Annotated in this window: 23 protein-coding genes; 13 read left to right on the top strand and 10 right to left on the bottom strand. The window is 60.0% G+C overall.

What is annotated here, in order from left to right; all coding sequences use genetic code 11:
* From ABQM86_RS21270 to ABQM86_RS21255, 4 genes are all read left to right on the top strand, one after another.
* The gene (locus ABQM86_RS21270) at nucleotides 1–891 is read left to right on the top strand and encodes a hypothetical protein (protein WP_280624923.1); all 891 of its coding nucleotides are present in this window, start codon (nucleotides 1–3) and stop codon (nucleotides 889–891) included.
* 512 nt (nucleotides 892–1403) lie between these two features.
* On the top strand, nucleotides 1404–1715 hold the full coding sequence (locus tag ABQM86_RS21265; RefSeq protein ID WP_280624921.1) for an Abi family protein: 312 nt from the start codon (nucleotides 1404–1406) through the stop codon (nucleotides 1713–1715).
* Between the two features lie 110 nt (nucleotides 1716–1825).
* Entirely contained in the window at nucleotides 1826–2314 is a 489-nt protein-coding gene (locus ABQM86_RS21260; protein ID WP_369746699.1) for an Abi family protein, read from the top strand.
* Nucleotides 2268–2441 (top strand): hypothetical protein, encoded by a 174-nt coding sequence (locus tag ABQM86_RS21255; protein WP_280624919.1) that lies wholly within the window; start codon nucleotides 2268–2270, stop codon nucleotides 2439–2441. Before ABQM86_RS21260 ends, ABQM86_RS21255 begins: the two co-directional genes overlap by 47 nt.
* Nucleotides 2442–2775: 334 nt before the next feature.
* On the opposite strand, the gene lysA is transcribed toward ABQM86_RS21255, so the two are convergent.
* The 5 genes from lysA to ABQM86_RS21230 form a co-directional block, all read right to left on the bottom strand.
* A complete protein-coding gene (gene lysA / locus ABQM86_RS21250; RefSeq protein WP_280624917.1) occupies nucleotides 2776–4218 on the bottom strand; it encodes a diaminopimelate decarboxylase in 1443 nt (480 codons plus the stop codon).
* Nucleotides 4219–4505: 287 nt separating this feature from the next.
* A complete protein-coding gene (locus tag ABQM86_RS21245) occupies nucleotides 4506–6092 on the bottom strand; it encodes an amidohydrolase family protein (protein WP_369745519.1) in 1587 nt (528 codons plus the stop codon).
* Complete coding sequence (menC, locus tag ABQM86_RS21240) at nucleotides 6089–7228, bottom strand: o-succinylbenzoate synthase (RefSeq protein ID WP_280624914.1); 1140 nt, start codon at nucleotides 7226–7228, stop codon at nucleotides 6089–6091. The genes ABQM86_RS21245 and menC overlap by 4 nt, the downstream gene beginning before the upstream one ends.
* A 1-nt stretch (nucleotide 7229) precedes the next feature.
* Complete coding sequence (locus ABQM86_RS21235) at nucleotides 7230–7865, bottom strand: MurR/RpiR family transcriptional regulator (RefSeq protein WP_280624912.1); 636 nt, start codon at nucleotides 7863–7865, stop codon at nucleotides 7230–7232.
* Entirely contained in the window at nucleotides 7862–8647 is a 786-nt protein-coding gene (locus tag ABQM86_RS21230) for a GNAT family N-acetyltransferase (protein ID WP_280624910.1), read from the bottom strand. The genes ABQM86_RS21235 and ABQM86_RS21230 overlap by 4 nt, the downstream gene beginning before the upstream one ends.
* A gap of 130 nt (nucleotides 8648–8777) precedes the next feature.
* On the opposite strand from ABQM86_RS21230, the gene ABQM86_RS21225 reads away from it, so the two are divergent.
* Nucleotides 8778–9902 carry a M20/M25/M40 family metallo-hydrolase gene (locus ABQM86_RS21225; protein WP_369745518.1) on the top strand — a complete coding sequence of 375 codons (1125 nt, stop codon included), beginning with the start codon at nucleotides 8778–8780 and terminating at the stop codon, nucleotides 9900–9902.
* Here the strand turns inward: ABQM86_RS21225 and ABQM86_RS21220 are convergent.
* Nucleotides 9886–11238, bottom strand: a complete 1353-nt coding sequence (locus ABQM86_RS21220) for a serine hydrolase domain-containing protein (RefSeq protein ID WP_369746698.1) — start codon at nucleotides 11236–11238, stop codon at nucleotides 9886–9888. The genes ABQM86_RS21225 and ABQM86_RS21220 overlap by 17 nt on opposite strands.
* A gap of 91 nt (nucleotides 11239–11329) precedes the next feature.
* Nucleotides 11330–12646 (bottom strand): M20/M25/M40 family metallo-hydrolase, encoded by a 1317-nt coding sequence (locus ABQM86_RS21215; RefSeq protein ID WP_280624904.1) that lies wholly within the window; start codon nucleotides 12644–12646, stop codon nucleotides 11330–11332.
* A 252-nt stretch (nucleotides 12647–12898) separates the two neighbouring features.
* Between ABQM86_RS21215 and ABQM86_RS21210 the strand changes: the two genes are divergently transcribed.
* The 6 genes from ABQM86_RS21210 to ABQM86_RS21185 are packed head-to-tail and all read left to right on the top strand — an operon-like array spanning nucleotide 12899 to nucleotide 20248.
* A complete protein-coding gene (locus ABQM86_RS21210) occupies nucleotides 12899–14770 on the top strand; it encodes an ABC transporter substrate-binding protein (RefSeq protein WP_280624901.1) in 1872 nt (623 codons plus the stop codon).
* A gap of 2 nt (nucleotides 14771–14772) precedes the next feature.
* Entirely contained in the window at nucleotides 14773–15807 is a 1035-nt protein-coding gene (locus ABQM86_RS21205) for an ABC transporter permease (RefSeq protein WP_280624899.1), read from the top strand.
* The gene (locus tag ABQM86_RS21200; RefSeq protein ID WP_280624897.1) at nucleotides 15804–16724 is read left to right on the top strand and encodes an ABC transporter permease; all 921 of its coding nucleotides are present in this window, start codon (nucleotides 15804–15806) and stop codon (nucleotides 16722–16724) included. Before ABQM86_RS21205 ends, ABQM86_RS21200 begins: the two co-directional genes overlap by 4 nt.
* Nucleotides 16724–18496 (top strand): ABC transporter ATP-binding protein, encoded by a 1773-nt coding sequence (nikE, locus tag ABQM86_RS21195; protein WP_280624895.1) that lies wholly within the window; start codon nucleotides 16724–16726, stop codon nucleotides 18494–18496. Before ABQM86_RS21200 ends, nikE begins: the two co-directional genes overlap by 1 nt.
* Nucleotides 18496–19410, top strand: coding sequence for an LD-carboxypeptidase (locus ABQM86_RS21190; protein ID WP_280628058.1), 915 nt, complete (start codon nucleotides 18496–18498; stop codon nucleotides 19408–19410). Before nikE ends, ABQM86_RS21190 begins: the two co-directional genes overlap by 1 nt.
* Nucleotides 19403–20248 carry a serine hydrolase gene (locus ABQM86_RS21185; RefSeq protein WP_369745517.1) on the top strand — a complete coding sequence of 282 codons (846 nt, stop codon included), beginning with the start codon at nucleotides 19403–19405 and terminating at the stop codon, nucleotides 20246–20248. Before ABQM86_RS21190 ends, ABQM86_RS21185 begins: the two co-directional genes overlap by 8 nt.
* A 594-nt stretch (nucleotides 20249–20842) precedes the next feature.
* Here the strand turns inward: ABQM86_RS21185 and ABQM86_RS21180 are convergent.
* From ABQM86_RS21180 to ABQM86_RS21170, 3 genes are all read right to left on the bottom strand, one after another.
* Nucleotides 20843–23464 (bottom strand): LuxR C-terminal-related transcriptional regulator, encoded by a 2622-nt coding sequence (locus tag ABQM86_RS21180; protein WP_369745516.1) that lies wholly within the window; start codon nucleotides 23462–23464, stop codon nucleotides 20843–20845.
* A gap of 329 nt (nucleotides 23465–23793) precedes the next feature.
* Nucleotides 23794–24288 carry a DUF1269 domain-containing protein gene (locus ABQM86_RS21175; RefSeq protein WP_280624888.1) on the bottom strand — a complete coding sequence of 165 codons (495 nt, stop codon included), beginning with the start codon at nucleotides 24286–24288 and terminating at the stop codon, nucleotides 23794–23796.
* Nucleotides 24289–24381: 93 nt separating this feature from the next.
* Nucleotides 24382–25482, bottom strand: coding sequence for an AI-2E family transporter (locus ABQM86_RS21170; RefSeq protein WP_369745515.1), 1101 nt, complete (start codon nucleotides 25480–25482; stop codon nucleotides 24382–24384).
* A 117-nt stretch (nucleotides 25483–25599) separates the two neighbouring features.
* Here ABQM86_RS21170 and ABQM86_RS21165 point away from each other — a divergent pair, with 117 nt between their 5' ends.
* Complete coding sequence (locus ABQM86_RS21165; protein WP_369745514.1) at nucleotides 25600–26028, top strand: hypothetical protein; 429 nt, start codon at nucleotides 25600–25602, stop codon at nucleotides 26026–26028.
* Nucleotides 26029–26076: 48 nt separating this feature from the next.
* Entirely contained in the window at nucleotides 26077–26340 is a 264-nt protein-coding gene (locus ABQM86_RS21160; protein WP_280624879.1) for an SHOCT domain-containing protein, read from the top strand.
* Nucleotides 26341–26347 lie beyond the last annotated feature (7 nt).

Here is a 26347-nt window from a genome sequence, read left to right as displayed (position 1 = left end):
ATGGACCGCATCGAACAACTCATGAAAAAATCCAAAACCCCGCATCCCCGAACCTGGCACCACCCCGGGTATCCTGACGGGCCGGTCGCATGTCTTCTCCGACGACCCCAACGTCGCCTCAATCGCCGAGCACAAACGTCGGCGGACGGGGTGGCCGAGCACCGCAGGTGCGGTGCTCGCCCCCGCGGCCGTCGTCGGGGCAGTCGTCGTAGCGGGGAACCTGGTCCCGCAATCGGCACCGGCACCGGCCACTACCAACACCGCCAGCGCTTCGCCGACGCCGACGCCGACGACGACGGCCACGGCATCGCAGTCGCCAACACCAACGCCAACGCCAACGCCAACCCCGACGGCAACCCCGACGGCGGAGGCTACCCAAGCGCCGACGCCCACCATCCCGGCTGGCCACAACAGCGCCGATTGCACCGCCGGTTCCCGCCCCCACCACTGTGCCGCCCACCACGGCAGCTCCTCCCGGCCCCGCTGCAGGTGCCTGCACACCCACCTACATCGACATCCAACGTCAAGACCAGGTCCCGGCCCTCAAACCCCGCCGAATACCAGCAGTACTACACCGTCCTCGGCAGCGCCGAAGGCTGGCTCGCCTACTACATCTCCGGCGAAGGCCCCCAGGCCCAGAGCTTGCACGGCCGCAACGCCTGGTACGGCGTGGCCAGGCTGCAGGACAACGGTCGATACCTGAACGACTACGGACAGCTCTGGTCAGCCGTCTACAACTGGAAGTTCCAGACGGCACGGTCCAGAACGGCCAGCACGCCACCGTGCAGGAAGCCGTGGACAAAGAGTTCACCACAAGGGCATCCCGGTCCGGCTCCGGACGCAGCTGTCGGCGCCGGACCGGCCACGCCGGCCGGGTCCGGCGCCCCGTAACAAACACCACGCGGCGAGGATGCTCTCACAGGTACCCCCAAACGGGTCCGCTACAGCCCCGAACAGCTCTGCCAGCCCCTTTTACGGAGCCAGCCGCAACCTCGCTCAACCTACATCCCGAGAAATGAACCATGGAAGTTTTCGACACACACGCTGTTGTGATCTCTGCCGTCCTGCTGGTTCACATCATCGGGTAGTGGTCCTCGCCTTTCAGCTGCAGTCCTGATGACGCTATCGTTCACCGTCGCCCTCGCCGTGCAGGCAGTCAGAACCACGTGGGCGCTTGCTCGAAATACCCGTGGCTGAAAATCAGGCCCGTCGGGAATTCGGGGAGTCCCGGTTCCTTGGAAGTGGTACGCACTGGGTGACTCCGCCACGAACGGATGCTCGGACGCCCAGCAGGTCATTTACCCGCTACACGGGTAAATGTGTTACATGACGCCATCAGACATTGCCCCCCTCTGAGCCTCGGCTCAAGGGGGCAATTTTCATTAAGCGACTGCCGGTGATGCGTGGAGTATACGAAGGAATTCAAAGAGCGCGACGAGCTGCTTGACCAGCTTGAAGAGCGTGGCCTGGAAATTCCTGACCGAACCGCAGCGCTTAATTTCCTGACCCGTGTCGGCTATTTCCGCTCGGGTGCTTACCGATACGTCTTTCGGCAGTTGCTTGCACCTGAGCTGATGGATGCGCGCCTGCACCAATATCGTTCTGATGACTATCTAGCCGGCGCAAGCATCGAACACATCATGAAGCTTGAAGCGTTCGACTTCAAACTGGCTCGGGTTGCCAAGAGGGCCTGCTGGACTTCGAAGTCCGCTTGAGGGCTGCCCTGGCCCACACGCTTTCGGCAAAGGACGTTGCTGCCCACGCTGACAAACAGTTTCTCAATACGCGCAGCTGCGATTAGCCCAGCGGAGACCAAAGCGGTGGCATATATACGAAGTTTGATGCGTGGACCACGACTTGGAAGGCCGCCATAAAGTCGGGCGCCGAGGATGAAGACTTCATAAAGCACCACTTGTTGAAGTACCCAAATCAGGAGGTACGCATTTGGGCCGTGACCGAGGTTCTGAGCTTCGGAAACCTTCGCTATCTCTTCGAACTCATGCAGACCCCGGACGCCCGGGATGTAGCGCGCATGTTCGGGTTCGCCCACCCCAGCCGGTTTGGGGCGATGCTCCGCATGATGGTCGACTTTCGCAACGCCTGCGCCCACGGATCACGCCTTTTCAACCGGGCGTTCAAACGACAGATCGCGCTCGGGAAGCACGACACCAACGGCGACCTCTTGACTCACGTGGTCGATACCCGATTTCACGAACACGCCCAAACCACGTCAACGGCTCTACATCTACGCCGCCATCCTGGCATTCATGCTCAGGTCACACAGCAGCGGCTCCAACTGGCATCTGACGTTTAAGACACAGATCAAGAAACTCGACGTCAAGCTGCAGGCCCCCGACGGGGCCGAGCTCCTTTCTCCCGATGTGAGCATGGGATTCCCCGGGGACTGGTTGGAACTGGACCTCTGGAAGCAAGCATCCTGACCCTCTTATCCGCTTCGACGTTTGTCGCTCAACGCGACCAACTCAGCTGTCTCTCCCAGTGCCCTCAATCCGCGCAGCTCTGCTGGGTGGAAGGGTTTGCCATGTAAGCGAGCGCCCTGGAGGGGAACGCCCGCGTCACCGAAAACACCTATGGCCCCGTCCCACTTCCTTCCGGAGTTGAATTCGTCGATGACCCGCCCAGCCGGCGTGTGGCGGCGCTTCGTGATGCCGACAAACGCACTACTGCAGTGGTTGGGGTCCGCGCGGGCCGGTGCCTGCTGTTGTCGCGATTTCAGGGGGTCACTGTCGTTTAGGGGAATTGAAGGATGGCACATTAGCCCCAGACGTCGCGACGGAAAAGGTCTTCTTCGGTCTCGCCTCGCACAATGAGCCGTGCTTTGCCGCCAGAGATGGCTACGACGGGAGGCCGGGGCGTGTAGTTGTAGTTGCTGGAAAGCACCCAGCAGTATGCCCCGGTGGCTGGCACCGCCAGTAGGTCTCCTGGCTCTAAATCTGCCGGGAGGTAAACGTCGCGGACCACGATGTCGCCGCTTTCACAGTGACGGCCGACAACTCGGGAAAGTACTGGGTCCGCATCGGATGTTCTTGAGGCCAGTGTCGCAGAGTAATCGGCGCCGTAGAGGACAGGTCGGGGGTTATCGCTCATTCCGCCATCTACAGCGACGTAGCGCCGGGGTACGGTGCTGGTGCCGTGTTCGACGTAGTTGGTTTTGAGGGTTCCGACCTCGTAGAGGGTGAACGTGGAGGTTCCTACTATTGCCCGGCCCGGCTCTATCGAAATTCTGGGCACCTTGATTCCCAGGTTTTCACATGATGCGCCCACAACACGAGCCATTGCGTGTGCAACGTCCTTGGGATCTTGTGGGTGGTCGGCCCCGGTGTATGCGATGCCGTATCCCCCGCCGAGGTCCAGTTCTTCCAAGACCAGCCCGTGGATCTCGCGCATTGCGGCAATGAAGATTAGAAGACGCTGAGCCGCGAGGGCAAAGCCTTCCGGCGAGAAAATTTGCGAGCCTATGTGGCTGTGGACGCCCAGGAGCCGGATACCCTTGTCGTTCAGGGCGGCCGCTATGGCCGTTTCGGCAGCGGAGTTTCGCCCGTGCACGGAGGCCATGGACAATCCGAACTTCTGGTCCTCGTGTGCGGTTGCGATGAATTCGTGGGTTTCTGCGTGGACTCCCGGGGTCAGACGCAGCAGGACGGGTGCGGTAGTTCCTCGTTGCCTGGCCATTTCGCCGACCCGGTGGAGTTCCTGGAGGCTGTCAACGATGATCCGGCCCACTCCCATATCCAGGGCGCGGGCAAGCTCCGCATCGGATTTGTTGTTGCCGTGCAGCCCGAGTTTCCGTCCTTCGATGCCGGCGCGGGCGGCAAGGGAAAGCTCACCGCCGGAGCACGTGTCCAGATACAAGCCTTCTTCGATGGCCCATTTCGCTACTTCGATGCAGAGGAATGATTTTCCGGCGTAGTACACATCGACGCCCCCACACAGCGGCTGGAAGGCTTCGTCAAACGCGGTCAAGAATGTCCTCGCCCGCAGCCTGAAGTCATCTTCTGAGACCACATAGGCGGGGGTCCCGAATTCGAGGGCTATGTCGGCGACGCTGACGCCCCCTACCGTCACCTCCCCTGATGCTGCCCTGGTAACCTCACCGGCCCAGATTTTAGCCGGGAGCTCGTTCAAGTCGGTGGGGACACTCAGCCACGTTGGCGCCAACGGTGATGCAGCTTGGGAGCGCAGTTGTTCGATTGTCATGGTCTGATGTGCCTCGTTCTAGTCTTACGCTGATATTTGAATGATGTCATTCAGAGTCGAAGGGGTGGCAGGTTCGGGGGAAACCCGCCGCTCTGGCTTTTGGCGGCGGTCTGGAAAGCGTCTAGTTTGCGTCGGTCGCGTCCGCAACCCGGACAGGGCACGCGCTGACGCAGCCCAGATGGCAATGAGAGTTCTGGAGATGGCGCACATGGGCGCGGAAGCCCGACTGCACGATCTCGCCCTCCGTCGAGCGCCTGATTCGCCCGGCCTGAGGGACAGGCCCACTCTCAGTGGGTGCCCTGTCGCTTGAGGAGAACCCTGCCCGGACGGGCCCGCGTCGGTTTCTGATCCAACATGACAGGCACTCCGGATACAAGCACGTGATGCACGCCGGAACTTAGCTGCCATGGATCCGCGTAGGTGGAATGGTCGAGGATCGTGCCCGCGTCAAACACTACGATATCGGCCACTCTGCCGATTCCGAGGACTCCCCGGTCTCGCATGTGCAAACGCGCCGCCGGGAGGCTTGTCATCTTCCTTATGGCCTCGGGCAGTTGGAGTCTCTTGGATTCCCGTACGTTGCGCCCCAGCACGCGGGGAAACGTGCCAAAGCTTCGAGGATGCGTCGATCCTTGACCTTGTGCACTCATGACGGCACCGTCGCTGGCCACGGAGACGTGCGGATGACCAAGGGCAGCATCGACATCCGCCGGGCTCATTGAGTGATTGATGATGGGAACGACGCCGCTGTGTGCCTCCAGGATCTGCAGCATCAGTTCTACTCCGTCCAGCTCGTGGACATCTGCTATGTCGGCAACCGAACGTCCCACAAACTCGTTGAACCGGCCGGGGCTCAACTCGCTGATGACGATGCCGGACAAATCGATATCCACACCCACCCGCGCTTGGATTTCCCTGGAAATCCTGGCGCGAAGCAGGGGGTCCCCGAGCCGTTCCAGGAGCGCGTCAATGCCGCCATCTTGGGACCACGTCGGAGTTCGGGAGACCAGCGTCGTTCCCGAAGCGGTGTAGGGGTAGACGTCTGCGGCAACATCGACCCCCCGCGCGCGGGCAGCATCGATCCGTGCCAATGCAGCGGGGAGCATCCCATGATTGGCCGGGCCCATAGCCTTCAGATGTGAGATTTCCAGCCGTCCGCCGCAATCTTCGACGGCTGCAATGGCCTCATCCACGGCATGGAGCAAGGACGATGTTTCATCACGCATATGCGTGGAGTAGAGGAGGTCCGCCGCTGTTGCGGCTGCGACGAGGGCGCGCATTTCCCGCTCCTGCGCGAAGCTTCCGGGGGCGTAGATCAGACCGCTGCTCAGCCCCCAGGCGCCCTGGTCCGCTGCTTCATGGACGAAGTGCACCATATCCCGCAGTTCGGAGTCCGTCGGTTCCCGCTCGCTGCTGCCCATAACGGCCAACCGGACAGTCACATGACCGACCTGAGGCGCAATATTAATGGTGGGCCGGGCGCGATCGACGGCTTGGGCGAAGCCCTGCAGGTCGGTCCAGGACCACGAAAGGTCCGGACCCAGGAAGGTACTCCATCGTTGAAGCTCAGGGAGGTCCTGCACGGGGAACGGAGACCAGCCGCAGTTGCCGGTGACCAATGTGGTCACCCCCTGGTGGATCTGCGTTGTTGCCTCGGGCGCCGATTCGATCGTGTAATCGGCGTGGGAATGGAGGTCAATGAAACCGGGGCACACCACTAAATCCGTGGCATCAATCTCCATTTTCCCGGAGATCGCCCCGGTGCCAAGGGCTGTAATTCGATGCCCGGTGATCCCGAGGTCGGCGTGGAAGGGCGCTTCCCCCGTACCGTCGAGGATGGTGCCGTTACGGATCACCACATCATAGGCGCTCACGGCACAAGCCCTGCAGCGGCCCTGGCAGCAAAAGTCTCGCTCTGGGAGGTGTTTGCCTCGAGGAAGGCGACGTCCACTTCGTATCCCAGGCCAGGAGCGGTCGGTACGCGGACACGGCCGCCGCTCGCCGTGATGGGTTGAGTCACTATGTCCTGGTGGTAGTACTTTTCCGACGCCGAAACGTCCGAAGGCATGACGAACCCCGGAAGTGAGGAGAGTGCCACATTGGCGGCCCGGCCGACTCCAAATTCGTGCATTCCACCGCACCATACGGGTATCCCGTGGGCCATGCACAGGTCGTGGGCAGAGATCGCGGCGCTCAGGCCCCCCATTCGGGAAACTTTGATGTTCAGGACTTGGAGGGCCTCTAACTCAATAGCCGTTTCAAGGTCAAAAATGGTTTCGATTGACTCGTCAAGGCACACCGGCGTGTTGATGGCTGCCTGGAGCCGAGCGTGGGCCAGGAAGTTGGCTGCCGCGAATGGTTGTTCGATCATGGTCAGGGCAAGGCGGTCCAAGCTGTGGAGCGCCTCGAGATCTTCAGAGGATTCGCTGTAGACGCCGTTTGCGTCGACATGGAGCAGAATGTCTCCGAACCGTTCGCGGACAGCCGCTACCGGTTCGATGTCCCATCCCGGTGCGATTTTCAGCTTGATTCTCCGGTAGCCGTAGTCCAGTTGTGTCTGCACTTGCCGCAACAGCTGTTCCACCGTCGGTTCGATCCCCAGCGAGACTCCAGCGACTACCTCTTCGCGGACACCCCCGAGGGCACCGGCCAGGGAGACGCCCTTCGAGCGGGCATACAAGTCCCAGATTGCCATCTCGACGCCGGACTTCGCGAAGTAGTTCCCACGGATCTTGTCCCAGACATTAATTGCCTCCTGCGGGGTGGACCATTCCTTCCCCAGCAAGGCAGGAATGAGCTCGGCGGTGGCAATTTCCCAGCACGTATCAGTGGTCTCAGGGCTGAAATACGGGTGTGACGCTGAGGCGATTTCGCCCCAGCCGACGTTTCCTGCATCGTCGTGCAGGGAGACGATCAGGTGCTCCAAATGGCGTTTGCTATGGGAACTGGTTTGGAATCCGCGAACCAACGGCAGTGAGACGCGTTGAATACGGGCGTAGCTAACGATCACTTTAGTCTCCGACGTAAAGATTAAGTTGGGTACTGAGCCTGTCCCGTTCCAGCAGGCGCCGACCGGCACCCTTGGCACTCGCCGTGGTGAGTGTCGAGAGCAGATGCACCACCAGCACGACTGCAACGGATGAATCGGTGTAGGACGCGCTGCTTGTTTGCACCAGGACGACCTCGTCGGCAATCGAGGCCAGGGGAGCGTCATGGGAATCTGTGATCGCGATGAGTACTCCGCCGGCCTGTTTGAACCGTTGGGCTGCTTCCACCACCTCCCGCCTGTATCGCCGCAGCGAGAAAACAACCAGGACATCTGTGCTGCGAACGTCACTTAGGACGTCCAGAACCGGAATGACCGTGCCGTCAACGAGATAGACGTGGGTCAGGCTCGCGCTCAGGTCGCTGCCCATGAGCGATGCGTAACCGAAGGATTTTCCTGCCCCATAGATGTAGCGGCGGCGTGCCTTGACGATATGGGCAGAGGCGCGCTCTATGGACACGTCGGTGGACAAGGCCTCCACGGCTGTTTCGAGGGTGGATGTCTCAGCCTGCAGCAGCCGGGATTTGAGGACCGCCGAGGACCTCCGCTGGAGTCGCGCGTCGTAGCGTTCATGGGGACTGTTCAGTTTCGAGGCATTCACGCGGGCATCCTCCGGCTGTTGTCGGGCATCGTAGGGCTTTCACCGTGCGCGGCGTTGTTTCGAGGGCCAGAGGTAAAGACGTAGGTTGCTGTTACGTGGTCCGTCAGCTCACAGGAAGTGAGCAGGAGGCCGCGCTCGAAGCCACTTTGGAGTTCCTTGCGGATCACCGAAGACATTCGCTCGGCCATCTCGGGCTGACTGTCCCGGATCCCGGCCAACGCCCGGCTCACCTCCACCCGGAAGGTTTCACCGCCAGGATTGTTGGCGGATGCGGCGCTGGTTGCGCCCGGTGCGGAAAGATCCCATTGGACGATGACCCTGTCGGAACCACCGTTTTGGTAGTAATCCGGAACAAATTTGATGCCGTAGGCGCCAAGGATGTTGACGTTGAAGTGTGCATTGCGGACTTGGACGGGGTCGTAGGCCCATTGCATACGGCTGAGCCCTTGCAGGGTCGCCAGCCGGGCTTGTTCCTGCTTGAGGCGACGTCCCAATTGCTGGCCCTGGAAGGATGCGGAGACGGCGGCCGCTTGCGAATAATGGAAGGTTCCCTGCGCGTCGGTGCCAAGGAAACCGTAGCTGAAGCCCACTACTTCGTTGTTGGAATCCAAGGCCCCAACGACGAGCCCGCCGTTGTCCACCAGACTTCGCAGCAAACGCGGGGAGATCCCGTCTACGGGGTCCGTGTAGCCGAACACTGTGCGGTACAGGAGTGCAGCCTGGGTCAGGTGCTGGCCGCTGGTTAGTGCCTGAACCGTGGCGACCAAATGATGCGTCTTCACCCTGAACTGCCTGCCGTCAGATTTACGTAACGCATAATGTGTTAGTTCCGTTCTAAAATGTCTAAATTCCGGGGATTGCAGGTTTTTAGAATGCGGGATAGGTTACATATTTATGAATCTAACTCAGCTGATGGGGAACCCGCAAGAGCAAACCACAGCAATTCTGGAGCGTCTGAAGCGATATGTAGGTTTTGAAACCCCCACCGGGGATCCTGACGCCTTGGCAGATCTTGCGGCAGTGATCCGAGGCGATTTCGAGGCACTCGGGGCGACTGCCAGCGTTGATGAACATCCCACGGGCGACCACCTAGTCCTCGACTTCCCGGGAATCGGGCGCCGCCGTGACGACAAACCCCTGCTGTTCCTGGCTCATCACGACACAGTGTGGCCGAAAGGCCAGCTGGAACGGATGCCGTTGGTCCTCGAGGGAGATACCCTTCGCGGCCCCGGAAGCTATGACATGAAAGCCGGGCTGGCCATCTTCCACGAGGCCTTGACACTGCTTGGCCGGCATGACCTGGAGCGAGGCCCCATCCGGCTGATCGTGGTGGCCGACGAAGAGATCGGCTCTCCCACGGCGCGGGCCCTCATCGAAGCGCAGGTGGGCCATGTGTCCTGTGCAATTGGTCTGGAGCCACCGCACACGGGCGGCGAACTGAAAACGTCCCGCTGGGGGAGCACCCGTGTGCGGCTGAGCGTGGTGGGCAAGGAAGCGCACGCCGCCCTCGCTCCGGAGACAGGAATTTCTGCCATCGATGAGCTGGTGGACCAGTTGCTCAACATCCGGCTCCTGATGCGCGGCTATCCTTCGGTACTGTGCAATTTCGGAACCGTTTCCGGTGGCGGACGAACCAACGTTGTTGCCGGAACCGCCTTCGCGGAAATCGGCTTGCGCTTCAAGGATGCGGCGACGGAAAAGGTGGTCCTGGCCAGCCTGCTTGCCACCGAACCGATTCGCCCTGGGGCTGTCCTCACCGTTGAACTGCTCTCGAACAGGCCTGCGTGGGCCGCGGGGGAGAGCCACGACGCGCTCTTTGCTGACGCGGTCAAGGCGGCGAAAGCTGTCGGGCAAACCTTGGAAGGCCGCGCCGCCACCGGCGCCGCTGACACCAACCTCACCGGCGGGTCCGGGATACCCAGCCTTGATGGCCTGGGGGCTTCCGGATGTGGTGCCCATGCAGTCGATGAGCAGGTTCACATCCCCTCCCTTGCTCCACGTGCCCAGCTGCTGGCAGCCATCATGCACACCCTGTAGGACTGCCGGCTTCGAATTCAAGGTCCAGGCGCTGGATGAGCGGCCTGGCAAGCGGGTGCATGAGTATCGAACAGCGCAAAAAACCGGAATCGGCCGGTATGAGCCATGTCAGTTGAGCCGGCGTCGCGGCACTGTCGATCCGTATGTCGTCGAAATTCAGTGTGCCCAGGCGTTGTTTGAGGGTATCCAACTCCGAGCGTCGCTGGTTCCACGGTATGTCTGCGGCGACATTGTCGGCGAACCATTCCTGCACAAGCTGTTCATCCCATGCCTGAAGGAGGGAATCCACAGCCGACCGGGCCGCCAGAGTGCGTGGCCATGGCATCGTCTCCCCCGCAGTGGCAGTGGTGGCGCGTTTGGCTGCCAGCGCCAAGGCTTGGGCAGTGGGCGCCTGAACTTTGGCATAGGTGGCGTTTTCTAAGCCCACGGCCACCGCCCCGCTGGAGGGATGCCATCGCATATGGGAACTGAAGCCGGGGTATCCTCCAGAGTGCGAGATGAGCATTCCCAGCTCCGGATCATGATTGACGTACAACCCGAAGCCGTAGCCCAAAGACGTGCAAGGCGCACCGTCCGTCATGGGGATATGACGGTGCATTTGCTGCATCTCCCGCCGAGAGGCACTGCTGAGGATTTTCTCCCCATGGTTCCTGTCGGGGTCAAACGCGGAGCACAGCCAATGCGCCCACAGGGCGAGATCACTCGCAGTGCTATACAAGCCGCCAATAGCCGAAAATGCCCCCGGTGATGGTTGGACCAGGGCAGTCCATCCTCCGGGGCGACGAACAAACCCGGTTGCAGAATCAGTGGCACGAACAGGAACCACAAAGTCGGTGCGGTCCATCCCGAGGGGAGTCAGCAGCCTGTTGCGTACTAAATCCACATAGGATGAGCCGGTTATCTGCTCAGCGATTCGCCCAAGGATTGCGTAACCGAGGTTGGAGTATTCATAGGCGGTTCCTGGTTCGCTGACGAATTGAACACCGCCACTGAGAAGGACTTCGAAATCCTCCACGCTCATGGACTCTTGTCGGTCGGCCCATTCGTTGTCCGTTCCCAAACCGGATGACATCGTCAGGAACATCCGGACCGTTGGGTGTGTGCTGATACTGCAGGGAAGGGCCCACGTCCTCAAGGCGGGTAAGTAGTCGGCTGCTGGCCGATCCAGTTCCACGAGGCCCGCGTCCCGAAGTATCAAGATCAGGGCGGCCGTGAAGCTCTTAGTGCAGGAGGCGATACGGAATGCAGTGTCCGGGCCGGGGCTTGTTCCCCGGCCATCGAGATCCCCGAAGCCTGCGGTAATTCGCCCGCAATCAGGGTCATCGACGATGAACATTGACGCCGGCGCCAAATGAGCGCCATGGCGACGGATGAAAATTTCGTGGACGGTCCCCAAAAAATCTGCGGGGGCAGTAGCAGTGACGCGATTAGACATTGGTCAGGAAGTCCTGCAGGATTTTCTGACCCGAGCGCACTGAAGCGACGGGAATGCGCTCATCTATCCCGTGGACACCTGAGTGGGTGCGGTTCTCCGGGTCAATGCCCAACGGTGCGAAGCCGTAGCAGCGAATGCCCAAGAGGGAAAAGGCTTTGGCATCGGTGCCACCGCCCATGCAGACGGGAACCACAACGGCATCGGGATCGTAACGGTTAAGCGCAGCCGTGATTTGAGCAAACCAGGGTGAATCCAAGGGGGACTGAACGGCTGGCTGATAGGACAGGAACTCCCTGGTAACCCGATCGCCCAGCAACTCGTCGATGGTGGAAAGAACCAGGTCCTCAGTTCCAGGCAGGCACCGCACGTCAACCTCGGCCTCAGCTGCTCCCGGGATGACATTGACCTTGTAGCCGGCCCGAAGCACGGTGGTGGTGGATGAGCATCGAATGGTGGCCCGGGCAACATCGCCTGCCGTTCCCATGACGTCGATCGCCTGTTCCACGCCGGACTCGGTCGACAGGTCGGGTGTGTAGCCAAGGGCGGTCGTCGTACCGTGGATGTAGGACTTGACCGTCTCGGTCAGATGCATGGGCCACCGGTATGAGTTGATGCGGTGGGCGGCCCCCAGCAGGTGGGTGATGGCACTGTCATTTGAAGGACGGGAGCCGTGCCCGGAGGTCCCCGTGGAACGAAGCCTCATATGGAGGGTCCCGCGTTCACCCGTTGCTACGGGATAGATGCGGACCATCGAGCCATCACGTGCCTGGAGCGGAGTGGCGGTCCCTCCTGATTCACCAATCCCGGCTTCGAGCCCCGCGAAAAGTTCCGGGTGCTTGGCAACGAGCCACAGGGCGCCATAGTCGCCTTTGTCTTCTTCGTCAGCAACGAAAGCAACAACAATGTCCCTACGGGGGGTCATGCCGTCGCGTGCCCAGGTCAGGAGGGTGGCCAGGCTCATGGCGACCATGTCTTTCATGTCGCTGGCTCCGCGCCCCCAAATGAAGCCGTCGCGGATTTCGCCGGCGAACGGGTCGAAGGACCACTGTTCAGGCTCGGCAGGGACTACATCGATGTGGGCATGGACCAGCAGCCCCGGAAGGGTTCGATCACGGCCCGGAATACGGAGCACGACCGAAGCGCGCTCCGGTGTGGGCCCGAGGACAAGCGGCTCGTAACCGGCCTGGGTGAGGAGATCTGCGATGAATTCCGCGCATTCCCTTTCGCCGTTACTCTTTCCCTCCCCGTAGTTGGTGGTATCGAACTGGATGAGTTGTGAGCAAAGCTCTGCAGCGTCGATGATGCCCATTGGTTGCTTCCTATTCTCACTTGCCCGGATCACACGGACGGAAATCGCGACACCTTGTCACAATCGTTGTACCCCAAACAGTATATGAGTCTTGCGTCACATATGTTGGTTCTGTAAGTTTTACTCAGTTGCTCTCGAAATTCTTTCAAATCCTTATGTTTACAGGGAAGTTCGGGGAGCGATCCCTCCGGATCACGGAGGTTGGGACCAGGACCGAAAGTGATCTTGGGAAACATAAGAGGAGAGGCGCCCATGAATTTTCAACGCAACGTCAGCCCGGAGCGGGTAGCCAACGCTCCATCGAGCGGGGAGAAACGACAACCGGGATGGCGCCGCGTGGCAGCCGCCGTGGGCATAGGCACCCTGGCAATGGTTCCCGCCGCCGCTCACGCAGCGCCCCCGAGCGCAGCCGCAGAGAAACCAACCATCAAAGTTGCGCTCACAGGGGACATCGATTCGCTGAACCCGTTCCTTTCGGTCCTGGCCACCAGCAGCAACATTCTGACTTTTCAGTACGAGCCCTTGGTGCAGTACGGCGCCGAGAGCAACGAAGCCGTCCCCGGGATGGCGGACAGCTGGACCACCTCTCCTGACGGCAAAGCCTGGACCTTCACACTGCCAGAGGACGCAAAGTGGAGCGACGGCGAAGCTATCACCTCCGAAGACGTCAAATGGACCTACGACGCCGTGAAGACCCAGGATCCCCTGAAGCAGGCTAATGGCGCGCTGCTGGACAACGTCGTTTCGGTGGACGCGCCCAATGAAACGACCGTCGTGATCAACCTTGAGCAAGCCCAGGCACCGAACCCGGGCACCGAACTGCCGATTGTACCGGCGCATGTTTGGAAGGAGCTGCCGGACCCGGCAGCCTTCGAAAATTCCGAAAACACCGTTGGATCCGGTCCGTTCATCATCACCAAGTACGACAAGAACAGTGGCATTCAGCTCAAAACCAACGAGAACTACCGCAACGGCGCAGCAAAGGTCGCCGGCGTCACCTATGTTCCTTACAAGAACAGTGACGCTGCCGTCCAGGCCTTGAAGACCGGCGAGGTGGACGTGGTGTCCGGCCTGACTCCAGCGCAGTACCAGGCCCTGCAATCCGTAGAGGGGATCACCACCAATGCGGGTGAGGGTCGCCGCTATTCCGCTGTAGGGATCAACCCCGGTGCCAAGGATGCCGCCGGCAACCCCATGGGTGATGGCCACCCGGCACTCCATGACAAGACCGTCCGGCAAGCTATCGCGCGTGCCATTGATAGCAAGGTCTTGCTCGAAAAAGTCATTCAGGGCCTGGGAACCCTTGGCACGGGCGAGGTCCCGAAGACCTACCCCCTGTACCACTGGGAGGCCAAGCCCGAGGAACTGACCAATTCCTACGACCCGGCGGCTGCCAATAAGATGCTCGACGACGCCGGCTACGCCAAGGGAGCCGACGGCATCCGTGTCGACAAGGAAGGCCGGGCGCTCAACCTTCGCCTGATGGGGCGCAGCACCAATCCATCGCACCAGCAGATGGCCGACTTCATCAAGCCCTGGCTCAAGGAAATCGGAATCAACGCAACCGTTGAGATGAAGTCCTCGGCACAGGTCAACGACGAGTCGACGCTCGGCAACTACGATCTGTACTTCACCGGCTGGGGCTTGGGTCCGGATCCGGATTTCCAGCTCTCCATCAACCAGTGTTCCTCACGTCCCAACTCCGATGGAACCGGCTCCACCAGCGAATCGAACTGGTGCTCTGAGGAGTTCGATTCCCTTTACAAGGCTCAGCACGTTGCACTGGACCAGAAGAAGCGCTCGGAGCTCGTCACCGAAGCGCAGAAGCTGATCTACGAAGCTGCTCCCAACAAAGTGCTGTTCTACGAAAACGCACTTGAGGCCTACCGTTCGGATCGCTTTACAGGTTTCGTCAAGCAGCCGACCAACGGAGGCGTCATCATGGGTCAGAACGGCCCTTGGGGTCTCCACGGGGCTACGCCTGTAGTCGAAGCCTCCCAGGCTTCCCAGACCAGTGACTCCGGTACCACGACGTGGTGGATCGTCGGAGGACTCGTCGTCGCCGTTGCCATCGCTGCGGTGGTCATCCGCCGTAAGAACGCCACCGCGGACGAACGGGAGTAACAATGTCGGATGCGACGACAGCACAGGTCCTGACGGCCGTGGAAATGGATGAGCCACCGCGCGGAACCTCGTGGTTGCGTTATGCAGGAATGAAGGCCGGTGGGGCGTTCGTTTCGTTATTGATGGTCGTGGTCCTGGGCTTCTTCGCATTCCGGATTATGCCCGGCGATCCCGTCCGCTCCATGGCGGACGGGCGCCGGGTCAGCGCCGAGCAGATGGACATCCTGCGCGTTCAGCTTGGACTCGACCAGCCACTGCTGGTGCAGTTCTGGCGCTACCTTACGGACTTGTTTCAAGGCAATCTTGGTTACTCCTACACCTATAACCAAAGTGTTTTGTCCCTCGTGGCTGAACGCGTGGGCCCGACGGTCCTGCTGACGGGCTCTGCAGCTGCTATCTCCGTAGTCCTGGGACTCTGGCTGGGGCAGAAAGCAGCCTGGCGGCTCAACAGCACCTTCGACCGGACCCAAACCGGGCTGGCACTTATTTTCTGGTCTGTCCCAACGTTTTGGCTCGGACTGCTTGCCCTGTTGGTTTTTGCCGGTGGCCTGCACTGGTTTCCGACCGGCGGAATGGTGACGGCGGGGTCGAACCTCACCGGTGTGGACTACGTCCTGGACGTCGCTCACCACCTGGTCCTTCCTGTGGTAACCATGGCAGCCGTTGTTTATGCCCAGTACCTTTTGGTCATGCGGGCTTCCCTCCTTGAGGAAATGACCAGCGACTACCTAGTCACAGCCCGTGCCAAGGGATTGAGGGAAGACTTGGTCCGCCGGCGACATGCTGTTCCCAATGCACTCCTCCCAGCCGTGACGTTGATCTTCCTGACCCTGGGCGGACTCATCGGGGGCGCCGTGACGGTCGAGACAGTCTTCTCGTGGCCCGGGCTGGGGTACCTCACGTTCCAGGCACTGAGCGCGCCCGATTTTCCTTTGCTTCAGGGAACCTTCGTGATTTTCTCATCGATGGTGATCCTGATGAACTTCATTGCCGACTTGCTCTACCGAGTTCTTGACCCAAGGCTGCGTACATCATGAGTGTGACTACACGAACCAGGCCGAAAGCCGGCAAGACAATAAACGTGGCAGCGGCGCGGCGTCGCCAGCGGGCCAATCAGGTGTGGGATCAGTTCCGGGGCAACACCTCGGGCCTGATCGGGCTCATTATCCTCACCGCCGTCATACTTATGGCCGTCACGGCGCCCCTGATCTTTCCTGCAGCGATGCTCGACGTCACCCAGATAGACAATCCCCAAAACCAGCCGCCATCAGCAGCGAACCCGCTGGGTACCGATCCCTCGGGCCGTTCGGTCCTGGCCATGTTGGTGTGGGGGGCCCGGGTCTCCCTGATAGTTGGATTCGCCGCCACCATGGTCTCGATGATCATCGGCACCGTCGTCGGCATGGCGGCCGGTCACTTTACCGGGGCAACTCAGGCAGTGCTGATGCGGGTCATCGACTTCTTCCTGGTGGTCCCGTCCCTGGTGTTGGCGATCGTCCTCTCCTCGGTCATCGGTCCAGGGGTCATCACCATCATCGTGGCCATCGGCGTTACCTCATGGGCATCCACCGCACGCTTGGTCCGCTCCCAGACGCTGACCATTGAATCACGCCCCTATATTGAACGGGCTTGGGCCTTGGGTGCCAACGACGCACAAGTGATCACCAAACACGTGCTGCCGGCTGTCATGCCGTTGGTCCTGGCGAACACCACCCTCACCGTTGGTTCGGCCATCATCTCTGAATCGACCCTGGCATTCCTTGGACTGGGCGATCCCAGCGTGATTTCCTGGGGCACCATGCTCAAGTCGGCGCTGGACACAGGAGCCGCCACAGGCGGTTACTGGTGGTTCGTCCTCCCGCCGGGTATCGCCATCGTCATTGTCGTCTTGTCTTTCACGCTGGTTGGCCGTGCGCTTGAATCAGTCATCAACCCCACGTTGCGAGGTCGGTAATGCCCAGGCTTGAGTTCAGAGATGTTCGTATTTCCTACACAACCCAGGGCTCCTCAGGCCGGGGAACAATCCACGCAGTCGACGGTGTTGACCTCGTCGTCGAACCCGGTTCGACGCTCGGTTTGGCGGGTGAGTCAGGGTGTGGCAAGTCCACACTTGCCATGTCCGTGCTGCGACTGCTTCCTGCCAACGCCAAAGTCACCGGACAGGTTCTGCTCGGTGAGGAAAACGTGTCGGAGCTCAGCTGGGGCCGGCTGAGGGCTGTCCGTTGGTCCGAGGCCGCCATCGTGTTCCAGGGAGCCATGCATTCGTTGAACCCTGTCCAACGTATTCGGGATCAGATCGGCGAAGCCCTGCTGATTCACGCCACCGGTGATTCAGCGAAATACAAGCAAGAACAAGCCCGCCTCAAGCGGGTTCACGATCTGTTGGCCCTGGTGGACATTCCTCGGTCCAAAGCCGAAAGCTACCCCCATGAACTTTCTGGCGGGCAGAAGCAGCGAATCATGATCGCCATGGCACTGGCTTGCGAACCGGACATCATCATTGCCGATGAGCCAACCACAGCGTTGGATGTGATCGTCCAGGCGCAGGTCCTGGATGTTCTCACCGGGCTGGTACGGGACCGGGGGCTGTCGCTGATCATGATCAGCCATGACCTTTCGGTTCTGGCAGCAACGTGCGAAAGAATCGTCGTGATGCAGCAGGGCCGGATCGTTGAGCAGGGTCCTTCCGCTGAGGTGATGGGCAACCCGCAGCACCCGCACACCCAAGCTCTGGCCGCCGCGTTCCCGACGATCGGTGATTACTCATCGCGACTGCGTCTGCCCAAGTACGCAGCCCTGAATGCGCCGTCGTTGGACGCCGCCGAGCGCCGGGACACCCCCCAGCCGAAGCAACCCATCGAACCGCTGCTTGTCGCGGAAAACATCTCAGTAGTATTTGGTGGAGCAAACAAGGGCCACGTTGCCGTCGACGGAGTCAATCTGGTTTGCGGCCGCGGCGAAATTGTGGCTTTGGTTGGTCAATCAGGATCCGGAAAAACCACGCTAGCCCGCACAGTCCTGGGCCTGCAGCAGCCCACAAGCGGTGCGATTCACTTTGAGGGCAAGCCACTCTCAACGCAGCGAAAGAAACTCAAGGAGTATCGTCGCCAAGTTCAATTCGTATTGCAGGATCCCACCTCTGCGCTGAACCCCAAGCACTCAATCTACGAAGCGGTTGCAGAGGGTCCGCGGCTGCACAAGATGCCAGGGGACGAAACCGAGATTGTTGCGCGCGCGCTGAGCGCAGCGGAACTTTCTCCTGCGGAAAAGTACATGACAGCCATTCCCCAGGAACTCTCAGGGGGCCAGCGCCAGCGCGTCGTCATAGCCGGCGCACTTGCCCTAGACCCTAGTTTCATTGTCGCTGACGAACCCGTAGCCAGCCTGGATGCATCCGTCCGTGCGGAGATTCTGGCGTTGTTGCTCAAACTCAAATGTGAGTTGGGGTTGGGTGCCCTGGTCATTACCCACGACTTGGGCCTCGCCTGGAACATTGCTGACCGGGTTGCCGTCATGTACCAGGGAAGAATCGTGGAGGAAGGCACCGTGGAAGAGGTCCTGTTGTCTCCGAAGCACGAATACACCAAGCGCCTGTTGTCCGTTGTTCCCACCAACGTACTCGCGGAGAATCCCGCGGACACCGAAATCGATGCCGACCAACCAATGCTTGTTTATCGTGATGAGGACGAACAAACGAAAACTTCTCCCAAAGGGTTACGGACGTGATGGAATTTCCGGAGTTGGGTCCTCTGAAAGTGGGCGATCGCGTGGGGCTGGTGGCTCCATCGGGGCCGGCAACCGAGGAACAACTATCCAGCGCCGAAGAGTTGTTACGCAGTTGGGGACTCGTACCTGTTCGCGGCAAGAATGTCCTTGGACGCCACCCTCGGGCCCGTTACCTGGCCGGCACCGACGGGCAGCGGGCAGCAGATCTACAGGATGCCTGGCTGGATGATTCCTTGACCGCGGTCTTCTGCATTCGCGGTGGATACGGAAGCGTCCGATTATTGGACCTGCTGGACGTTGAGGCCCTCCGGTCTGCGCGACCGAAGGCGCTTATTGGCTCCTCGGATGTCACCGGTCTCCACGAATTCTGGGAACAGAACCTTGGGCTGGCCACGTGGTTTGCACCCATGGTAGCTACGAACGCCGTATTGGAAGACGCATCTTCCACCTCGACGCTCCACAAGGCTCTTTTCCGAGGAATCGCAGGCATGGAGATCACCCATCCGGAGGCAGAAGCGATGGTGCCGGGTATTGCCCACGGGCCGCTCACCGGTGGAAATCTGAGTTTGTTGGCCATGACGACGGGATCCCGTTCGTCGGACGCTGCCCGGGCCGCCGGGAAAATTGTGCTGCTTGAGGATGTTACGGAAGAGCCATACCGGCTCGATGGCCTCTTGCATAAGCTCATCCGGTCTGGCTACTTCGAGGGCGCACACGGCATCGCTCTGGGAACGTGGGACCAGTGCGGTGAGCCGGGCGAGGTTAAAGAACTTATAGAGGAAGTTTTGGTTCCGTTGAATATTCCCATGGCCTGGGGCCTGCGGTTTGGGCACGGCGGCGACGTCGCAAGCCTGCCGCTAGGCGTTCCCGCGACCCTACACGCTACTGAAAACACGAGGTTGGTCATTGGATAGCATCATTTCCGATTACAGCGACGGTATCCCTACCGTCAGTTCCTGTTTGATTGACCCGCACGGCAGGATCGTCGCTGAACGGGATGCGGAGAAGGTCTTTTACTCTGCCAGCACCATTAAGCTGGGTGTGCTTATCGCTGCCATGCAACTGGTCGACTCCGGCCAGTTGGACCTGGATCAGCCCATGGTGAGCACCCAGACGTTCGTCAGCGGGATCGAGGGGGCGGGTCCGTATACCTTTGACCCTGAGGAAGTAGATCCCGGGATGGCGCCGTTGGGAGAGACCATGCCCTTGCGGGAGGTCCTTAAACGCATGATCGTGGTCTCCTCGAACGAGGCAACGAATATGGTGGCGCAACTGATCGGGATTGAAACCGTCACGGCAGCCTTCGCGTCGTGTGGCACCCGGAACACCTCCATGGGCCGGCTGTTTGGTGATTATGCCGCGTTGAATGAGGGCTTGACCATCACCACAACAGCATTGGACCTGGCACGGACCATGCATGCAGTGACTAGCGGGCGCGCAGCTGGTCCGGAGAGTACCCGACTAATGATTGAGTTCCTGGAGCAGCAGGACGATCGCGTCATCGGCGCTGTCGTTGCTGAGCTGCAACCCGGGGCACGGTGGGGCAGCAAGTCCGGAAGTGTTACGGGCATTTATCACGATGTCGCATTCATCGTTCGGGGCCGCGACGCAGCGGATGCCCACTCACTGGCGATTTGCACGCGTGCATTCCACGAACCTCAAGGCCGGGAGAGTATCCAAGCCGTTGCTTCGGGAATGTTGCAGGTCACTGACATTTTACGATCAACGGCCCGGAGACCAACGCCCCTGTAGCTTTGCCTCCTCGAAGCTGCAGGACACACCGTGGCATCAAAAAAAGGCCGACAGGGTCCTTTATGCGGCGCTCCGCACGGCTTGAAGTCGATTGAGACCGAAGAACTCTTACTTAGCCTGCTTCAGGTACTTGAACGGCGGAACCCCAAGCTTCAACATCGTCACTCCGTAAACCAGTCGCCTGCATCTGGGACTGCCCCTGCTTCTGTTGATTCGGGGTAGTCCCTGATCTGAGGTGTGATGGTCGAAGTTCCCGGTATCCCGATCCGGTGATAGGCCAGCTCTTCGGAGTATCCATCCACAAGGGACCTATGTCCTGCGGATCCCGACAGCTAATGCGCGCACCAGGGTGGTGGTCCCCTCGCCCGCTTTCCAGAGCTCACCGTCGGCGGACCTCCGGCCCAGCGGCAAGGTCTCGGTACTGCTCACTGGCTGGAACGGATGCACCTTCACTGATCTAACGCACTTGGGACTTAGGAGTGAAAGTGATCCTGACGGCGGAGGCCGGCGTCGGCGAACAGAGGCCTACACCGTAGGGGAGACGCATCAACAGGCTCACACAGCAACCGGAACGGGTGTGGGCCATTGGCTGTCTTACAGCTCGACTTGGTGTTCGTTTTGGGAAGGGCCGTGTGCGCCGAACCTGTGTTCACTCGCCCCTTTGGAGAGCAATCGTCGTTCTGGCGTTCTGTGGCGTCTAAGGAGTCCTAAGTGTTCGGCTGCTTTGATTGCTTCGCGTCGATTGGTGACGCCCAGCTTCCGGTAGATGCCCTTGATGTGTGTTTTTACAGTGTTCGGGGATATTTGTAGGTCATTGGCCAGTTCCTGCGTGGTAGCGAAGGTGGGGAGGAGCGCGAGCATCTGACGTTCCCTTTGTGTCAGCAGCGTGGTTCCTGCCGATGGGGTGGCTGTAGTGGCCCGCTCCAGAGTCCTGATCAGTTCTTCGTGAGCTAAGAAGTGGTGGCGCTCACGGAAAAGGGCCGACCGCACGAGGGGCCCGGCGAAGTGCAGTCCCCGGGAAATACCGTGCCTCGTTCCTAATTCCAACGCAGCCAAAAGATATTCCCTTGCTTTGAACGGTCGTTCCTCTTCAAGTTCAATATGCGCGGCCAGTGCCAGGCCGGTGATCTGCCCGAGGGCGCTTTGGCTTTGAACAAAGCCTTTGTTGACGGGAGCCAACAGTTTCCTGGCTTGCTCCAAGCGGTTCGTGCGTAGGAGTCTCCACGCAGAGATGATGTGCAGTTCTCCGGTGATGCCTTGATGCCTCCGCAAGTCCAAGTTCAACTGATGCAACGCATCGTACCTCTTTAGGGTCAACAACATCTCTGACACCTGGAGCGCGTTGATAGCAACGTCCCAGGGCGGCACCTCTTGGGACATGTCATGCCGTACCCTGTCGAGTAACTCCAATGCTGTCTCATCGCTGGATTGATCCCCTTGGAGCCAGTCAAGAATCAAAGCCAGCTTTGCCGACGACTGTCCAATGGCGGGGGCCACGGTTGGCCCCAACCCGACGAAGGCGTTGTGGTAGGCGGCTTCGGCATCGGATAGCTGCTGGTACGCGCACCACGCGGCCACGAGCCGGGCTGGTCTGCTTCGGGCGTTGTAACGCAGTCCTGCAGATTCCGCTTGGAGGAGTGCTTGGTCGGCGTTTTCCTTCGCCCCACGAAAGAGCTCTTGGGTGCAGTCGATTGCCGCTGTGAGCGAAAGAGCGTCAATCACGACGACCGGGTTGGGATTTCTGATTTCCAGGGCCTTTGCATACTCGGCTTCTGCTCGTGCTTCCTCGTTACGGTTCAGGACAAGTAGAGCTGAGGCACGGATCCGGGTGACGAAGTGGTCCATGTCGGGATCGGGCGCATCGGGTAGCTGTTGGAGGGTGCGGAGGGCTTCTTCAGTCTTGCCTTCCGCCAGTGAGATTTGGGCGCGCAAAACGTGGTGCAGAGCTTCGAAAACCGGATCAAGTTGTGGGATGTCCGCTGCTGCGGCGCATTTCTGGAGCCACGCTTTGGCTGGTTCCATGATGCCGGTCAAGAAAGCCACCTGTGCTTTGAGCAGAGTCAGTTCCGCCGATGTTGCAGGTCCGATCTCATCGATCAAAGCTGTAAGGGTTGTGAATTCGCCTGCCCAGAGCAGAGGGAGTCCGGAGTTCTTTACCGAGGAACGCAGCAACGCTGGGTCCTGGCTTCGACCTGCGTGGCGAAGGGCGTCCTTATGTCGACCTGTCTGCTGATACCACCGGCTCATCCGTGCACGAACGGGCAAAAGCTCAGGGTCGGCGTTGGTGCTCAAATATTGCTGTAGGAGTCGGTGAAGGCGATAAGTTTTGATACCCGCGACAGTCTCTGAGCCCAACAGGCCGCTCTGGGTGCGGACAGTCTCAATAAGTGTTTCCCCATGTGCCCCGACGAAGGCGTGGGTGAGGTCTTCCGCGGTGAACGTTTCCAACACGGACATGACGGTCATGTACCACCGCACATCCCTCGGATAGGAGGTGAAGAGTGGCTCGATGAGTTTTTCCATCAGCGGATCGTTGCCGGCTGCATCCGGGGTGGTATTGCCGACAGCGGCGTGGCGGAGAGCAAGTATGACAGCGGCCGGCCAACCTTCAGTGCTCTTCAACAGGGCATCGATGTTCAACGGAGTAGCTTTTGTAGCCAAGGCTACTTCTTTGCGGCGAAAATCGAGGTCAGCACGGGTGATTTCAACAACGTTCTCTGCTGCGTGAAGTTTATATAGCTCGGGCACCGGTGGCAGCGCCCGTCCAACAAGGAGGAACCTTAGATTCTCCGGTGCGTGATGAATCAAATAGTCAAGATTCTGCAGGGTGCTCGGATTGCGTAGTTGGTGACACCCGTCCAGCACCAGTACCACCGTTCCCGGAACATCGGACAGCTGGATCAGCACTGTGTCTAGGAAGGCGTTATCCCTTACATCCGGGCTCGGCAAGGCGGCGCCTCCGAGGGCAAACCCAAAGGAGCTGGTCAGAAGCGACCAAAAGCGGTCGGGCTCGTCATCACCCGGATCCAGGGACAGCCACGCCGTCACCGTGTGGGCGCCGGCGTGCCGGACCCATTGAGCGGCCGTAACGGTTTTGCCGTACCCTTCGGGACCGATGATGGTCCCCACAGCACGGCCAGCTGTCAGCTTCTGAGAAAGGGTTGAAATGATGCGGGGGCGTGGAAGTTCGTCAACGGCCGCATTCGGCGGCCTCACTTTGTCTCTCAAAACCGTCAAATCGTGTATGTGCATTCCATACCCCTCAGATTTCCCACGGCTACTCATCCCGAGGGAAAAGTCTGCTTTCTTTGGTGAGCCCAGTGTGACCTATCCAGGCCCGGGAGGCCAGCAAGTGTGTCGGACTTGGGGCCTCGTCCACATCCGCAAGGTTGCTACGCCTTGGCTACCGGTCCGGGCTCAGGCGCCTCTATGGACCAGTCTCTTGGATTGGTGATCAGCGCTCTGCCTTCGGTGCTGCAGGTCAGGCGGAGCAACCTCCAAAGCCCGCCTGCCTGCAGGAGCAGCGTGGATGACGGAAGAGTTAGCTAGTTTTCGTCTGAATCGAACATCACCTTAAGGGCTTCTTCATCGACGTGGCTGAGGTTGCTTTCCAACAGCTCTCCCTTGGTCCCGGTGAACGCTTCTCTGACTTTGTCTGTGACCGCTTGGGAGGTCATGACAAAGAGGGCTGATGTACCGGGCTTGATTTTTTCCCGAACCCGGTCGATGAACGTGTCGTCAATTCCGACGTCCCTGAGCGCCCCGCTGAAGGCCCCGGTGGCCGCTCCAACGGCGGCACCGAGGAGAGGGACAAAGAACATCAAACCGAAAAGGAAGCCCCAAAATGAACCACCGAGAGCCCCTGCGCCTACCGTGTTGTTCAACTGGCTCGTCTTTGGCTTTTTCGCCTTTTCCGGCCAGGACACCACCGCTGCGTCGTGCACACGGATCAGTCCCTTTGTTTGCAGGTCCAGCAGGACCCGTTCTGCCTGCTGTGCGGCATCTACTTCATCGAACTTCCATACTGACAGAGTTGCCATGGGCATTCCTTTCTAGACGAATTCCCGCTTCATGAGTACCAGCGCTGACCAGTCAGCTAGCTCTAACGCTGACCTTTCGCCGGGGAACGCGTATCACCCTTCGTGGGTGAGTTCTTCGGGCGTTTGGTTCTGGATGGTTTTTTTTGGTCCTGTGTCCGGGGCGTAGAGGATGGTTGTCCATTTGTTTCTGGGGTCATTTCCTGCCAGGACAGCGATGAACAGCAAGGTCATAGGGACAGCGAGAATGGCTCCGATGGGACCGAGGATCCATGTCCAGAGGACCAGGGATAGGAAGGAAGCGGTGTTGTTCAATCCGACAGCGTTGTTTACGACTTGGGGTTGAATGATTGTCTGGATCAGGACATTGATCACGCAGTAGATCACGACGAGGATGATCATTCGTGCGGGGCCTCCTTCCAGGAGCCCGAGGAGTGCCGGGGGCATGAGGCCGATGAGGAAGCCTACGTTGGGTATGAAGTTGGTGATGAATGCCAGGAGACCCCACAACCAAGGCAGTGGGATATCCAGCAGGTAGAGCAATCCGACGTCCAGTAAGGCTACGACGGCGCCGAAACCAGTGCAGACTGCCAAGTATTTGCGGGTACCCCGGGCAAAAGTCCGCATCGGCTCCACGATACGTGCGTGCTGAGGACCCAAACGGCGGAATCCGTTGCTGAACCCTGGCGTGTCCAGGCTCATGAACAGCAGAAGCGAGATCAGGAACACCAGGTTTGAGAGAATCGCCGCGGCTCCTCCCAGGATCTCCAGGACAAAAGCTGTGATGTGACCGAACTGGACCGATCCGCGGAGCGCTTCCACGGCACCTTCGGTGAGGCCGGCGCTCTCCAAAGCCGCAGTCAGTGACGCCACGAGAGAACTGAACTGCTTCTCATAGCCGGGCAGTATTTCTGTCAATTGCGTTGCCATGAGGAAAAAAGCCCATCCCAACCCCAGGAAAACGAGGACCAGGACGAACAAGGTAGCCGTTGTTGCCAGCCAACCCGGCGCTCCGAGGGATAAGAGCCTGCCACGCAGCGGAGCCAGCGCCAAAGAAATCACCAGCGCCAGGAGCATCGGCGCTGCAATGTCGGCGGCAGCTTTCAAGCCGCCCAGTACGATGACGGCACCGGCCAAGGACAAGAGGATCGCGCCGGCCCGAGGGAGCGTCGATGACCTGGAAGGTACGGATTCCACACTTCAGTGTCTCGGGGTGCATCACTGAAAGAGATCACCCTGCCTGGGTGAGGATGCCGGCGGAGCTCACGGCTGATGATCAAGTGGTAACACCGAGCAGCGGAGGAGGCGACCTTGGTGAAAGTCGGTCCCGTGGAGGTCATTGTCTGCGTCTTCCCGCAGCATGCAATAAGCCAACGGGTGGTGGAAGCACTCCGCGACGCGGTCCAATACGGCGGTGTTGCGCTTATCGACGTCGTTCTGGTTAGCCGCAAAGATCCGGATTCTGTAATGGTCACGGACCTCGATGATGGGCTGGGACCGGAATGGTCCGAACTGATCATCGACCCCCGCCCCATGATCCTTCTCAGCGAGGCTGACTTGAACCTTGTTGTCCAATTCGTCAGGTCCGAGGAGACCGCGCTGGTCGCCGTCATTGAGCATCGATGGGCGCGGATGCTACTTCAGGAAGTGGAGCACGCTAACGGGTTCACCCCGCTGCATGCCAGAATCCCCCACGACGTAACTGTCAGGGCCTTTCAAGCTGATGAAACAGCTGCCAGCTGACAGATGAACTGCTTTAGTCCCGCCTGTCCCCCCGCCCAGGAGTTGAAAATGACTTTCAATCGTGCAGACCGGCCAGGGCTTCTCGGGTCCTTTGCGCCTGTGACAAACCCCTATGAGAGGATTGGTGCCCCGCTTCGCAAGGGAGCACGCCATGTGACCCAGTCCCACCCCAACGCAGCGGATGAAGGGCCGGTTCCAGGCGACAAGCAGACCAAGCTGCTGAACGCTTTACAGCAATTGGCTACCCTTCACAGCAGCGGCGGGTTGAGCGAGGCCGAGTTCACAGCAGCCAAGGCCCGGTTGCTGAGCTGAGATGGCA

Origin of the sequence: Paenarthrobacter sp. AMU7, from assembly GCF_041200195.1 — a bacterium.
Lineage (GTDB): Bacteria > Actinomycetota > Actinomycetes > Actinomycetales > Micrococcaceae > Arthrobacter.
This window is presented reverse-complemented; position numbering and strand designations above follow the sequence as displayed.